This window comes from Thermoflexus hugenholtzii JAD2 (assembly GCF_900187885.1).
In the GTDB taxonomy this organism is placed as follows: Bacteria; Chloroflexota; Anaerolineae; order Thermoflexales; family Thermoflexaceae; genus Thermoflexus; species Thermoflexus hugenholtzii.
This window is the reverse complement of the sequence record NZ_FYEK01000054.1, coordinates 30,303-43,594: the sequence shown is the minus strand read 5'-3', so window position 1 is coordinate 43,594 and position 13,292 is coordinate 30,303. Positions and strand designations below refer to the sequence as shown.

Genomic DNA, 13,292 nt, shown 5'->3' with positions numbered 1-13,292 from the left:
GAGCGCTCCGAAGCCGCCTTCACCGCCCTCCGACCCGGAGGGGGAGAGGGTCGACCTCCGGCATGGGCATCCCGCCCCGCGCCGCCCACGTCTCCCGAGCCTCGGCGACCACGAAGAGGGAACCGGCCACCAGCACCGGCCCGCCGGAGGCCAGGGCCTCCTCGAAGGCCTCTGCCACCGTCGCCCGCACCCGTGCCCGAAGGCCGAGGGCCACCGCAGCGGCCACGAGCGCCGCGGGATCGGCCGCCCGGGGATGACGGGATCGGGTCAGCCAGATCTCCCCGACCAGAGGACGCAGCGGCCGCAGGATGGCCGTCGCGTCCTTGTCCGCCGAGACCCCGAAAACCAGCCCCCAGCGGCGCCCCGGGAAGACCTCCATCAGGGTCTCCGCCAGGCGAGTGGCGGAGGCATCGTTGTGGGCCCCGTCCAGCACCACCGGGGGCTCCTCCCGCAACACCTCGAAGCGGCCGGGCCAGCGCACCCGCGCCAGCCCCTCCGAAATCGCCGCATCGGGGAGCGACCAGCCCTGCGCCCGCAGCTGGAGGGCGGCCAAGACCGCCAGGGCGGCGTTCTCCCACTGGTGGCGGCCCAGGAGGGGGAGGCGCACCGACCAGCCCGATCCCTCCGGCGGGCGGATCTCCCCCCACTGCCCCGCCGGCGAGATCTCCCAGGGACCGTACCGCCATCCATCCAGGGTCAGGAGGGGGGCGCCGCGCTCCGCCGCCACCCGCCGCAACACCGCCATCGCCTCCTCGGCTTGCGGGGCGGTCCCCACCGGGATCCCCGGCTTGATGATGCCGGCCTTCTCGAAGGCGATGTGGGTGAGCGTAGGGCCCAGGATCTCCACGTGATCCATGCTGAGGGCGGTGATCAGGCAGACCGCCGGGGAGACCACGTTGGTGGAGTCCAGCCGTCCTCCCAGGCCCACTTCCACCACGGCGATCTCGACCCCGGCCTCCGCAAACGCGAGGAAACCCATAGCGGTCAGGATGTCGAAGACCGTGAGGGCCGGATCCGCGGCGATCTCCGGCCGGAGGCGCTCCAAGAGATGAACGACGGTCGCCGGGGGGATGAGCTCCCCGTCGATGCGGATGCGCTCCCGCATGGTGTGGAGGTGGGGGGAGGTGTAGAGGCCGGTGCGGTAGCCGGCGGCCCGCAGGATGGCCTCCACCATCGCAGCTGTGGAGCCCTTGCCCTTGGTGCCCGCGATGTGGACCACGGCGTAGCGTCGATGGGGGTCGCCCAGCCGCTCCAGCAGGCACCGGATCGGCTCCAGGCGGAAAGCCTCCGGGAGCCGGGGCCGGCGGACCTCGAAATCCGCTCGGCTGAAGAGCTCGGCCAGGACCTCCGCGTAGGCTGTCTCGATGTCGCGCACGACCTGTCCCTCCTTCTCCGGGATGGAGCGCTCCAGAAGAGCGAACCCGGGGGTGATGGGGAAACCGCGAAGCGCTCAGCGACTCCGGCGGAGGATCTGTCGTTTCAATCCCGAGGCATGAAGGATGTATGTTTCAGGACCTGATCGACGTTCTCCTCCTCCAGCTCCGGGTGGGCTTCGAGGATCTCGGGGTCGGGATGCGCAGCCGGAGGCTCCAGAGCGACCGGGACACCCGCCGCACCCGCTCCCGCCTCGCCTCGTCGCTTTGGGGCAGAAAATCATCTTTGGTGACGATGTAGGGATCGATGTCGCTGTCCTCCGTCGGGTGTCCCCAGGTGTAGCGGCCGAAGACGATCACCCGCTCGGGATCCAGCGGCCGGAGTCGCTCCAGGATCTCTCGCTTCAGGACCTCGATCTCCACCTTCATCCCGCCCCTCTCCTGAATCGGTGGAGGCCTTCCCCCTCAGAAGCTTCAGATGTGCCGTCAACGGCGAAACCACCTCCACCCTTACCTTTGCCGGATGCCGCATCCCCTATAAGCCATATCTTCAATCACAGATCCCGGAAGAGCTCGGCGACGTCCACCTCCAGCCCGGGGATCAGGCGGCTGCGCACCCGCCCCATCCCGCGCACTCCCTCCAAAAGCACCAGCCGCTCCCCCTCCAAGCTATACACCTCCACCATCTGCGTCTCTGGATCCACGATCCGGTATTCCCGCACCCCCGCTTGCCCGTAGTCATCGCGCTTCTCCAGGAGATCCAGATACGCCGTCGACGGCGAAACCACCCACCACCTAATCCGGCGCTCCCTTGATGTGCGTCTCCCGCAGCCGGTCCGCATGCTTGCGCAACACCACCAGCAGATCCGGCTGATACAATGTGTCCTCTCCCCGCTTCACATCCAGGGGCGCGGCATACAGCCCGGGCCGGAGAACCGCTTCCACGAGATGCTGGAGCAGACCCAACGAGCTCTTTGGATGTTCGCGCGAAGGGGATGGGCTCGGCCTGGGCACCCCCCACACGAGGATCCAGCGCCCACTTCCGGAAGGCCTCATAGCGCTCAAACCGAACGCCCTCCACTGCTACCGCCCGTGCCCTCTTCCCACCTCCCCTCTTCCTAACGCTTAGAACCTCCTCCCCTCGAACCCTTTTTCCCGGCGCCAGCGCCAGAGAGCCCGGCGGGTGCTGGCGAAGACCAGGGGGGAGGGCAACCCGTCCGGCGGGAAGAAGCCCGCCTCCAGGGCGTCATCCCCCGGCCGCAGATCCCCCCCAACCGGTATCCCTCGATACACGATGAACACGGCAGGACCCCGGGGATCCGTCGGGACGGCGAAGACGTCCAGCAGGCCGCAGATGCGGATGAGCAGCCCGGTCTCCTCCCGGCATTCCCGGATGGCCGCCGCCACCGGCCCCTCGTCGATCTCCACGAACCCGGCCGGGAGGGCCCAGCCCCCCTTGCCCGGATCGTAACGCCGGCGCACCAGCAATACCTTCCCTTCGTGCTCCACCAGCGCCCCCACCGCCACCTTGGGATCGTAGAACACGATGTAGCCGCAGGCCGGGCAGACCGGTCGCTCCCGACCGAAGAGGAACTGCTGGGTCAGGCGGGCGCCGCAACGGGGGCAGAAGACAAAAGGACCGATCATCGGGAAGATCCCACAATTCGGCCGACGCCGGGCTTACGCAAAGCCCGTGCCCTCCTCCGGGGGGCCCCCATCGGGGGCGAAGCGGAGCACCGGGCCTTCGAGGCACAGCACCCGACCCTCCCGCTCGCAGGAGCCGCACAGGCCAATGCCGCACCGCATGTAAGCCTCGTAGCTGAGCTGGGCAGGGAGGCCTCGCTCGGCCGCCAGGGTCCGCAAGGCCTCCAGCATCCCCTCCGGGCCGCACCCGTAGAGGGCATCGTAGGCCTCCCGCTCCAGGAGGCGGCGGGCGACCTCCGGGGCGCGCCCCCGCTCCCCGGCGGAGCCGTCCTCGGTGGCGACGACCACCCGGGCGCCCAGGGCGCGAAAACGCTCCGCATACAGCACGTCCGTCGCGGTGCGGGCGGCGGTGAGGGCGGTGACCTCCATGCCCCGGGCGAGGGCCTCCCGGGCCAGGAAGGCCAGGGGGGCCACCCCATATCCCCCGCCGACCAGCAGGATCCGCCGTCCCTCCAGGGTGAACCCGTGCCCCAGGGGCCCCCGGATCCACACCGGATCCCCCGGCTCCAGACGGTGGAGGGCCGTGGAGAAAGGGCCCACTCGAGCCACCGTCAGCCCCACCGGGTCCGCCTCGGCCAGGCTGAAGGGCTTCTCCTCGTAGTCGGGCAGCCAGACCATGACGAACTGGCCAGGCTGAGCCGGGAGCCGCAGGTCGAGGATCAGGGTCTTCACCCGCTCGCTTTCCGGGATCACCCGGACCACGCGGGCGGCCCGGGGCAGCCCCCCGGCACCACCCATGGGGAACCGAATGGGGTTCCCCTCCCATGCCCGCTCCGAGGTCGATTCGCCTACGGGAAGGCTCATCTCCCTACGCCTCTTCGCGACGCAAGCAAGGTTCGCAGTGAAAGCCGCTCCCGCAACCAATGATTCTCTGTAGGAGGGGCTTCAGCCCCGAACCTCTATCATCGATCCCATAGGGTGGCGGCGAAAGCTGCTCCGACAAGGAGGGGGACTATCCAAGAATCCGATCCACGAACGCTCCCTTCGGAGCCTCCGCTTCTCCTCCGCGTGCTCCATTCGTAGAGGGCCTTTCTCCCTCGCCATAGCGAAAAAGGTCGCGGCGGAAGCCGCTTAGGAAGGGCGGAGGATGGCCGGGGTGGCGGCGACCTGTTCGGCCAGGGCGCGGATGGCGGCGATCTGCTCGGCGACCTCCGCCCGCCCCTCCTCCCGCATGCGCGCCTCCATCTGCTGCAGCCACTGGAGCCACTCCGGGGTCAGGAGGCGGCGGTTGCGCTCCAGGAGCCGACGGCGCCCCTCCTCGGAGGGGGTGTTGAGCAGGGCGTTGAGCAGCCGCAGCTCGGGCGGCAAGGTCTGCTGCAGGACGGCCATGGCGATCCGCCCCAGGAGGTCCAGGGCCTGGGCCAGCCGGGTGTCGCCCTCCTGCAAGGCCGCCTGGATGTTCATCTGGAGGACGTCGAAGAAGATGTCATCCAGCTGGGCAAGGTGCTGGACCAGCCGCTCCTGCAGCTCGCGCTCGGAGGGAGCGCTCAGGAGCTCCCGGATCAGACGGGCCCGCTCCTCATATACCCGCTGGATCTCCTGATCCACCGCTTCGCGGGCCTCGAGGATCTCCCGACGCAGAGCGATCAGGCGTTCGGCCTCCTCGGCGCGCCCGGCCTGCTCCGCCTCTTCGATCCGACGCGTCAGGTTCTGGAAGAAGCGGTAGTCCAGGAAGGGGCGGCCCAGGGCCACCAGGGTCTGGCGGGTCGCCGCGTCCGGAGCCTCCAGCAGCGCCTCCAGCAGGGTCTCCGCGCTGGGCGCCCGGGTGAATTTCTCCACCACCTGCGTCCGAGCCCGGACCGTCTGCCCATAAGGGGTGAGCTCCAGCAGGCGATCCCGGATGGCCATCAGACGCGCGAACTCCTCCGCCGAACCCTCCTCCTGGACCGCCGCCAGGGCTTCCTGGAAGAGCCGGAAGAACTCGCCGTTCATCTTCTCGGCGTTCTCCCGGATGATCTCCTCCGCGTCTTCGATGCGTCGAGCGTTCAGGAGGCGATGCAGCAGGAGCGTCCGCTCCTCCATGGCCTTGAGGTCCTCATCCGTGTAGCCATCGGCCCGGAGGATGGCCTCCAGCATGCTCGGGATGGTGAAGAACTCCTTGGGCTGGAGCAGATAGGCCTTGCGCTTCTCCCGGGGCAGCTGGCGCAACACCGCCTCCACGAGCTGCCCCACGATGCGCTGGCGGTCGGTCTCCTTCAGGTTCGCTTGGATCGGGATGAAGACGAAGGCCAGCTCCTTCTCCGGGTCGTGATACAGGAAGGGCGCGGCGAAGCTCACCCGGTTGCCGCATCGGGGACAGACGAAGGCGTTGAGACGCCCGGCCAGAAGCAGCCGCTTGAGCGAAGGCTCCTCCGAAACGTCGATGATCTGGCGGACTTGAACCTGCACCGGCTGACCGCAGAACGGACAGCGGATGGTCATCGGTGTGGGGGAAAAGGGCATGCCGTTCCTCCTCGCACGATCTCGGGTCCTCCCCAATCCACATCGGATGCGCCGCGCGGCATCCGTGGGTTAGATTGTAAACCCGAAGGGCCGATCCGTGAAATGAAAGGAGAGGCCCTCCCTTGATCAGAAAGCCAGAAGGGATCCGGCGGGAGGAGGCATAACACCTGTGGGCCCTATGAGGAGAATGCGCGGCGAGCACTGCGGGAGGCACTCCCAGGCCCCCCCGGCGTGAGGCCCTCAGGGCCAGCTGGAGACCACCTGGGAATACAGAGAGGAGACCGATTGCCCGAACACGGTCAGGGCTACCAGGACGACCAGGGCGATCAACAGGAGGATCAAGCCGTATTCCACCAACCCCTGCCCCCGCTCCCGAATCCGATTTCGCATCAGAGCTTCACCCCTTGAGATCATCGGGTCCTTCCCCGGCCCTGGACTGTTCCACCCTTGAGGGAGGGAAACCTCCATACTTTATATAGTGTAATTCGGAAGGCTGGGCCGGTCGGTAGGACCTTGGTCATGGGGGTGGCCCGCCCGGGTGCGGCCCGTCCTCCCGGATCAGGCCGGTTAGCTCAGCATAGGGGATGAACTCGAACCATCGGGCTTCCTCCGCAGACCGGGGGAGCGGGGCCGGGCGGCGGGCGGGATGGAGGCCGGCCTCCGGCGGCCAGCGCTTCTCAGAGACCGTCACCGCCCAACAGGGCCGTCCGAACGCCCGGGCCAGCCGGGCAATGGCCCGCGTCCCTACCTTGTTGACGATCCCCTCCGCATCCCAGGCGTCGGCCCCCACCAGGACCAGATCCACCTCCGGCAGCCATTGCAGGGCCACCAGATCCGGAAGGAGGAGGGCGGAATGACCCTGGGCGGCCACGTCCTCCGCCATCCGTCGGCCTTCCCCACCGGGTTCCGAGAAGGGGCAGATCACTTCCAGAGAATGGCCCTCGCGGGCGAGGAAGGCCAGGGTGCGGAGGACAGTGCCGCTGCGGGAGTGGGTCATGATCACGCGGGCCCTACGCAGGAGGGCCGCCGCGTGCCGGGCCGCCGCCTCCTCATGGGCCTCCAGCCGCTCCCGGAAAGCCCGGGCGGCCGCGGAGAGCGCCGCCCGCGCGGCTGGGGGATCCGGGGCCTCCGCCAGCGCCCACCGGGCGGCGGCGGCCAGATGCAGCGGCGGGGCCATATCCGGGTGCGCAGCGTGCAGGGCCGCCAGCAACGCTTCCAGCCCGGCCCGGAGATCCTCTATCCGTTCCGCCGGGGCGGCCTGCGCCCACGCCTCCAGGATCCGCGCGGCCTGATACCCCAGGGCCATGGCCCCCGAGACCCGGTCCGCCTGATACACCCGCAACCGCTCCTGCCAGTCCACGCCCAAGCCCTCTCCGGCGCCAGATCCTCCCCGCCTCTTAGGCGGAATCGCGTCAGCCCCATTCTGTGGCAAAATCGAACACCGAGGGAGCGGCTTCCGCTGCGACCCGTTGCTTCTGCCGGCCGAAATCCATTTCGGCCACAAACTACAGGAAGCCTTGACCTCGCGCCATCGATGACAGAGGTTCTGGGCCGAAGCCCCTCCTAACAGAAAATCATGAGCAGCTTTCGCCGCAATCCCCTGAAAGACGGAGCGCGGGATGGGATCCAACTGGCTGTTCGAATGGGTGGCGCCCTTCTACGACGCGGCGATCCGTTTCCTGGATCCGGAGCCTCTGGCCCACTATCTCGTCCTCCCGGCGGAAGGACGGCTGCTGGACCTCGGCGGGGGGACCGGTCGGGTGGCCTGGGCGCTGCGCGGTCAGGTCAGCGCTGCGGTGGTGGCGGACGCCGCCCAGGGGATGCTCCGGGTGGCGCGACGCCGCCCCGGGCTCCTCCCCGTGCAGGCCCTGGCGGAGCGGCTGCCCTTCCCCAACGCCTCCTTCGACCGGGTGGTCATCGTCGACGCCCTGCACCACTTCATCGACGCCGAGGCCGCCATCCGGGAGGCCGCCCGGGTGCTCCGGCCGGGCGGACGTCTGGTGATCGAGGAGCCGGACATCGGCCGGTGGCCGGTGAAAGGGATCGCCCTCCTGGAGCGGTTGCTCGGGCTGCGAAGCCGCTTCCTCCCCGGGGAGGCTATCGAAGCCCTGGCCCGCTCCTCCGATCTGCAGACCCGAATCGAGCGCGACGCCCGCTCCTTCCGCCTCTGGGTGATCGGATGGAAGCCGCCGGAAGCGTGACGCCTTCCGCTATTGGACCCCGCCTGGCTGCTCCGGCACCGGGCTCACGGGGAGCCAGGGGGAGGCGGCACCCTCCACCTGACGCTGGGCGGCCTTGAGGGTGTTGACCAGCAACATGGCGACCGTCATGGGGCCCACCCCGCCGGGGACCGGCGTGATGGCGCCCGCAATGGGCGCCACCTCCTCGAAAGCCACGTCCCCCACCAGCCGATAGCCCCGCGGATCCTGGGGGTCCGGCACCCGGTTGATCCCCACATCGATCACCACCGCCCCCGGGCGCACCATCTCCCCCCGCACCAGGCCCGGGCGCCCCACGGCGGCGATCAGCAGATCCGCCTGCCGCGTCAGCGACGCCAAATCGGGGGTCCGGGAGTGACAGAGGGTCACGGTGGCGTCCAGCCGCAACAGCAACAGCGCCATGGGGAGCCCGACAATGCGGCTGCGCCCCAGGACCACCGCGTGGCGTCCGGCGATGGGGATCCCGGCCTCCCGCAGCATGGCCAGGATCCCCAGAGGGGTGCAGGGGATGAAACAGGGATCCTTCCCCTTCAAGCCCAGCCGTCCCAGGTTCGCCGGATGGAAGCCGTCCACATCCTTCTCCGGCGGGATGGCCCCCAGGATCTCCTCCTCATCGAGGTGCGATGGGAGAGGCAGCTGGATCAGGATGCCGTGGATCTCGGGGCGGGCAGCGAGGGCCTGCACGCGCTCCCGCACCGTCTCCGGATCCACGTCGGCGGGGAGATGCTCGCCGAAGGCGCGGATCCCCACCTCCGCGCACGCTTTCTGCTTGGCCTGGACATAGGTCCGGGAGGCCGGGTGATCGCCGATGAGGATGGTGGCCAGGCCGGGGACCTGCCCGGTGCGGTTGCGGAGGGTCTCCACCTGGGCTTTGACCCACGCCCGCCAGCGGGCCGCCATCGCCCGCCCGTCCAGGATGCGCGCCGCCATCCCCCGGGTCCCTCCTACCCGGAAGCTCCGCCCGGCGCGGCGCCCTCCCCGGAGGCCCGGGCACCCGCGTCCCCCACCAGGTTCGAGAGGGGAGCCACCAGCCGGGTGAACTCCATCGGGAAGACGAACTTGGTGGCGGGGCTGGCCCCCAGGGCCTTGAGGGCCTCCAGATACTGGAGGGTCATCGTGTTGGCGTCAAGGGTGCGGGCCACGCTGAAGATCCGCTCCAGGGCCAGGGCGAACCCCTCCGCCCGCAGGATCTGCGCCTCCCGCTCCCCCTGGGCCCGCAGGATGGCGGCTTCCTTCTCTCCCTCCGCTTTGAGAATGGCCGCCTGCTTCTCGCCCTCGGCCACCTTCACCGCCGCCTCCCGCTTGCCGTCGGCCTCGGTCACCAGGGCCCGGCGGTTGCGCTCCGCCGACATCTGCCGGGTCATCGCCTCCAGCACATCCCGGGGCGGCTGGATCTCCCGGATCTCCACGGCGGTGACCTTCACCCCCCAGCGCTCCGTCACCTCGTCCAGCTTCACCCGCAGGGCCTGGTTGATGTATTCCCGCTTGGCCAGCACGTCGTCCAGCAGGATGTCCCCGATCACCGCCCGCAGCGTGGTGGTGGCGATCCCCACCGCCGCTGAGACGAAGTCCCGCACCTGCACCACGCTCTGGACCGGATCCACCACCCGCCAGTAGATCAGGAAGTCGATGCCGATGGGGGCGTTGTCCTTGGTGATGGAGGTCTGCTGGGGGATCTCGCGGAACTGTTCCCGGAGATCCACGGTGATGGCGCGGTCCACGATGGGGATGAGGATCACCAGGCCCGGCCCCTTGGCGCCGATGACCTTCCCCAGGCGGAAGACCACCAGGCGCTGGTATTCGGGGACGATGCGGATCATGGAGCCGAGGAGAGCGAGGAGGATCAGGCCGACGCAGAGCACCAGGACCAGCATGCTGATCAACGTTTCCATCGGGACCTCCGAACGCGAGGTTCTGCCGTCCGACCGCTTTATCGTATTTTACCCGGAGGGGGGGCGGTCCGGGATTAGAATTACAGATAGCCTGAGCCGGAGGGATGGGATCGGTGGGAGAATCCCTGGAAGAGATCGCGCGGGAGGTGATCGCCTGCCGGCGATGCCCGCGGCTGGTGGCCTATCGGGAGGCCGTGGCCCGGCGCAAGCGGCGACAATTTCGGGACTGGGAATACTGGGGCCGGCCGGTCCCCGGTTTCGGCGACCCCCAGGCCCGGGTGCTGGTGGTGGGCCTGGCGCCGGCTGCCCACGGGGCGAACCGGACCGGGCGCATGTTCACCGGGGACGGCTCGGGGGATTTCCTGATCGCCGCCCTGTATCGCGCCGGCTTCGCCAACCAGCCGGCCTCCACCCATCGGGAGGACGGGCTGGTCCTGTGGGACGTCTATCTCACCGCGGTGGTGCGCTGCGCACCGCCCGACAACCAGCCGTCCCCCGAGGAACAGGCGCGGTGCCGGCCGTATCTGGTGCGGGAGCTCCGGGCGCTCCCCCGCCTGCAGGTCGTGGTCACCCTGGGGCAGATCGCCACGGAGGGGTTCATCCGGGCATTGCGGGAGCTGGGTTACGAGGGGCCACGCCCGGCCTTCCGCCACGGGGCAGTGCATCCCCTGGGACCCGGGTGGCCGGTTCTGGTCACCTCCTATCATCCCAGTCGCCAGAACACGCAGACCGGTCGCCTGACGCCGGAGATGTTCGACGCCGTCTGGGAGACGGTGAGACGCTTGCTGAAGGATTAAGGATTGAGGAGAGAAGGCCACGCCGCTTTCGGAGCATCCCGCGCTGGGGGAGCCGTCCATGAGCGAGCATTGGCCGCATCCGACCGGGGATGTGAGCGAGACGGCCGGCTGGTGGGTGCCGGGCCGGGATCGCACGCAGCGGATCCCGCCGCGGCCGACGGCGGGAGGGCCGTCGGGAGGGCCGCCGCGTTCACCCCGCGCCACCCCGGGGGCCTCCCACCGTCCCTGGGGCCGCCGGATCCTCGCTGGGCTGCTGATCCTGATCCTGCTGGGCGCCGCGGGGAGCGTGGTCGCCTTGGCCGGCTACGTCTATGTGGCCATGCAGCTGCCGCCGCCGGAGACGCTCCAAGAGCGGGCCCTGAACCTCTCCACCTCGCTGGTGCTCACGGACCGCAACGGAGAGCTGATCGGGGAGATCGCCGACCCCCAGAGCGGGCGCCGCCAGCTGGTCCGCCTCTCGGAGGTCTCCCCCTGGCTGATCCGGGCCACTGTGGCCACCGAGGATCCCCGGTTCTGGCAACATCCGGGGTTCGACCCCATCGCCATCGTCCGGGCGATCTACCAGGCGATCCGGGAGGGGGAGGTGGTCAGCGGCGCCAGCACCATCCCCCAGCAGCTGGTGCGCAACCTGATCATCTCCCCGGAGCGGACGCTGCGGCGCAAGATCAAGGAGGCGGTGCTGGCCGCGGAGATCCCCCGCCGTTACCCCCGGGAGCAGATCCTGGAGATCTACCTCAACACCATCTACTACGGGAACCTGGCTTACGGGGTGGAGGCCGCCGCCCGCACCTACTTCGGGAAGCCGGCCAAAGACCTCACCCTAACGGAGGCCTCCTTCCTGGCCGGGCTCCCCCAGGCCCCGGCCTTGTATGATCCCTTCACCCCGGAGGGTCGGGAGCGGGCCCTGCGGCGTCAGCGGGACGTGCTCCGGCTGATGGTGGAGGCCGGCTTCATCACCCCGGAGCAGGCAGAGGCCGCCGCCCGGGAGATGCAGGCGTATCCCTTCCAGAAGCCCCCGGCCGCCTCCCCCGCTCCCGAGGCGCCCCATTTCGCCCTCTATGTGCTGCAGTGGCTGGAACAGACCTTCGGCCTGGATTCCCAGACCCTCCACCGGGGCGGGCTGCGGGTGGAGACCACCCTGGACCTCCGCCTCCAGCGGATGGCGACCCGCGTCCTGCGGGAGCACCTGGCCCAGCTGGCCGACAAGAACGTCCATAACGGGGCGGTGGTGATCCTGGATCCCCGCACCGGTGAGATCCTGGCCATGGTGGGGAGCCCCGATTACAACGACGCCGCCCACGGCGGCCAGATCAACATGGCTATCGTCCCCCGCCAGCCGGGCTCCTCCATCAAACCGTTGACCTACCTCGTGGCCTTCGAAAAGGGGTGGACCCCCGCCACCCTGATCTGGGACGTGCCGACCCGCTTCCCGGACGGGCCGGGGCGATTCTACGAGCCGGTCAACTATGATCGCCGCTTCCACGGGCCGGTCACCGTGCGCTATGCGCTGGGGAACTCTTACAATGTCCCGGCGGTGAAGGCCCTGGCCTTCGTGGGGCTGCCAGCCTTCCTCCAGCGGGCCCGGGATCTGGGCATCACCACCCTCACCCGGCCGGATTACGGGCTTTCCCTCACCCTGGGCGGCGGCGAGGTGCCCCTGCTGGAGATGGCCGGGCTGTATGCGGCCTTCGCCAACGAAGGCCGGCGCGTGCCCCCGGTTCCGGTCCGTCGGATCACCGACGCCTTCGGCCGCGTGCTCTACGAATACACGCCGCCGCCGGGGCAGCCGGTGATGCGCCCGGAGCACGCCTATCTCATCACCCACATCCTCTCCGACAACGAGGCCCGCAAGGCCGCCTTCGGGCCTAACAGCCCGCTCAAGCTCTCACGGCCGGCGGCCGCCAAGACAGGGACCACCAACGACTTCCGGGACAATTGGACGCTGGGCTACAGCCCGGATCTGGTGGTCGGGGTCTGGGTGGGCAACGCCGACAACTCAGAGATGAAGGGGGTCACCGGCATCACCGGCGCGGCGCCGGTCTGGCATGACGTGATGGAGGAGGCCCATCGGATCCTGAACCTGCCGCCCCGGGAGTTCCGCCGGCCGCCCGGGATCATCGAGCTGGAGATCTGTCTGGATTCGGGGACGCGGCCCTCGCCCTACTGCCCCCCTGACCGGCGGCGGGTGGAGGTCTTCGCCGCCGATCAGCCCCCGCCCGGCCCGGAGCATGACCTCTGGCAGCTCGTGGTCCTGGACGGGGCCACCGGGCTGCGTTACGCCGAGGGTTGCCCGGGCCCGCCCATCGAGCGGGTGTTCTACATCGTGCCCGAGGAAGGGCGCTGGTGGGCCGAGCAGCGTCAGATCCCTCAGCCGCCCAGCGAGGTCTGCACCGCGGCCATCCCCCAGGTCATCATCCGATGGCCCAACGAAAGCACCGTGGTCCGAGGCATCGTCCCTGTGCAGGGGACGGTATGGATCCCGGACTTCGCTTATTACAACGTGGAGTGGGGCATTGTGGGGGCGGACGGCGTCGCCTGGCAGTGGCTGAGCGGCCCGCATCTGGCGCCGGTCCGCGACGGGCAGATCACCGTCTGGGATGCCTCCGGGCTGCCCACCGGGTGGTATGCCCTGCGGGTGACCGCCTTCAACCGCGCCGGGCAAGCCTTCATCGGGGAAGTGCGGACCTATGTGGACAACGGGATCGTCCCCACACCCACGCCGATCCCGACCGTCACGCCCACGCCGCTTCCCACCCCGACCCCCGAGGCCACGCCCACGCCAACACCGACGCTGGTCCCCTTGCCGACGCTCCCGCTGACGCCGCTGCCCACCCCATGACCGGAGTCCGGATCGATGCAGGCCGA

The 13,292-nt window shown here is 69.5% G+C and carries 14 protein-coding genes; 3 read left to right on the top strand and 11 right to left on the bottom strand.

Annotated features, from left to right (window positions below; genetic code table 11):
• Positions 1 to 19: 19 nt before the first annotated feature.
• The 9 genes from CFB18_RS11870 to CFB18_RS11840 all read right to left on the bottom strand — a co-directional run bounded on the left by CFB18_RS11870 (position 20) and on the right by CFB18_RS11840 (position 6,879).
• Positions 20 to 1,375, bottom strand: a complete 1,356-nt coding sequence (locus tag CFB18_RS11870; RefSeq protein WP_159461730.1) for a bifunctional folylpolyglutamate synthase/dihydrofolate synthase — start codon at positions 1,373 to 1,375, stop codon at positions 20 to 22.
• Positions 1,376 to 1,508: 133 nt separating this feature from the next.
• A complete protein-coding gene (locus tag CFB18_RS11865; RefSeq protein WP_088572018.1) occupies positions 1,509 to 1,802 on the bottom strand; it encodes a nucleotidyltransferase domain-containing protein in 294 nt (97 codons plus the stop codon).
• Between the two features lie 125 nt (positions 1,803 to 1,927).
• Positions 1,928 to 2,161 carry a Uma2 family endonuclease gene (locus tag CFB18_RS15665; protein WP_200808200.1) on the bottom strand — a complete coding sequence of 78 codons (234 nt, stop codon included), beginning with the start codon at positions 2,159 to 2,161 and terminating at the stop codon, positions 1,928 to 1,930.
• Positions 2,162 to 2,168: 7 nt separating this feature from the next.
• Complete coding sequence (locus CFB18_RS15660; RefSeq protein ID WP_200808199.1) at positions 2,169 to 2,339, bottom strand: hypothetical protein; 171 nt, start codon at positions 2,337 to 2,339, stop codon at positions 2,169 to 2,171.
• A gap of 159 nt (positions 2,340 to 2,498) precedes the next feature.
• Positions 2,499 to 3,020 (bottom strand): NUDIX hydrolase, encoded by a 522-nt coding sequence (locus tag CFB18_RS11855; RefSeq protein WP_088572017.1) that lies wholly within the window; start codon positions 3,018 to 3,020, stop codon positions 2,499 to 2,501.
• Between the two features lie 33 nt (positions 3,021 to 3,053).
• Positions 3,054 to 3,881, bottom strand: a complete 828-nt coding sequence (locus tag CFB18_RS11850; protein ID WP_088572016.1) for a dihydroorotate dehydrogenase electron transfer subunit — start codon at positions 3,879 to 3,881, stop codon at positions 3,054 to 3,056.
• 267 nt (positions 3,882 to 4,148) lie between these two features.
• Positions 4,149 to 5,519 carry a CpXC domain-containing protein gene (locus tag CFB18_RS11845; RefSeq protein WP_088572015.1) on the bottom strand — a complete coding sequence of 457 codons (1,371 nt, stop codon included), beginning with the start codon at positions 5,517 to 5,519 and terminating at the stop codon, positions 4,149 to 4,151.
• Between the two features lie 240 nt (positions 5,520 to 5,759).
• Positions 5,760 to 5,909, bottom strand: coding sequence for a Flp family type IVb pilin (locus tag CFB18_RS15655; protein ID WP_143597599.1), 150 nt, complete (start codon positions 5,907 to 5,909; stop codon positions 5,760 to 5,762).
• Between the two features lie 127 nt (positions 5,910 to 6,036).
• A complete protein-coding gene (locus CFB18_RS11840) occupies positions 6,037 to 6,879 on the bottom strand; it encodes an eIF2B alpha/beta/delta subunit family protein (RefSeq protein ID WP_234977051.1) in 843 nt (280 codons plus the stop codon).
• 259 nt (positions 6,880 to 7,138) lie between these two features.
• On the opposite strand from CFB18_RS11840, the gene CFB18_RS11835 reads away from it, so the two are divergent.
• Entirely contained in the window at positions 7,139 to 7,720 is a 582-nt protein-coding gene (locus CFB18_RS11835) for a class I SAM-dependent methyltransferase (protein WP_088572013.1), read from the top strand.
• 9 nt (positions 7,721 to 7,729) lie between these two features.
• Here the strand turns inward: CFB18_RS11835 and folD are convergent, their stop codons facing one another.
• On the bottom strand, positions 7,730 to 8,668 hold the full coding sequence (gene folD / locus CFB18_RS11830; RefSeq protein ID WP_088572012.1) for a bifunctional methylenetetrahydrofolate dehydrogenase/methenyltetrahydrofolate cyclohydrolase FolD: 939 nt from the start codon (positions 8,666 to 8,668) through the stop codon (positions 7,730 to 7,732).
• A 14-nt stretch (positions 8,669 to 8,682) separates the two neighbouring features.
• Positions 8,683 to 9,630, bottom strand: coding sequence for an SPFH domain-containing protein (locus tag CFB18_RS11825; protein ID WP_088572011.1), 948 nt, complete (start codon positions 9,628 to 9,630; stop codon positions 8,683 to 8,685).
• Between the two features lie 104 nt (positions 9,631 to 9,734).
• Between CFB18_RS11825 and CFB18_RS11820 the strand changes: the two genes are divergently transcribed.
• Both CFB18_RS11820 and CFB18_RS11815 read left to right on the top strand, forming a co-directional pair.
• Positions 9,735 to 10,427, top strand: a complete 693-nt coding sequence (locus CFB18_RS11820) for a uracil-DNA glycosylase (RefSeq protein ID WP_088572010.1) — start codon at positions 9,735 to 9,737, stop codon at positions 10,425 to 10,427.
• A gap of 58 nt (positions 10,428 to 10,485) precedes the next feature.
• Positions 10,486 to 13,266 carry a transglycosylase domain-containing protein gene (locus CFB18_RS11815; protein ID WP_088572009.1) on the top strand — a complete coding sequence of 927 codons (2,781 nt, stop codon included), beginning with the start codon at positions 10,486 to 10,488 and terminating at the stop codon, positions 13,264 to 13,266.
• The last annotated feature ends 26 nt before the right edge of the window (positions 13,267 to 13,292 follow it).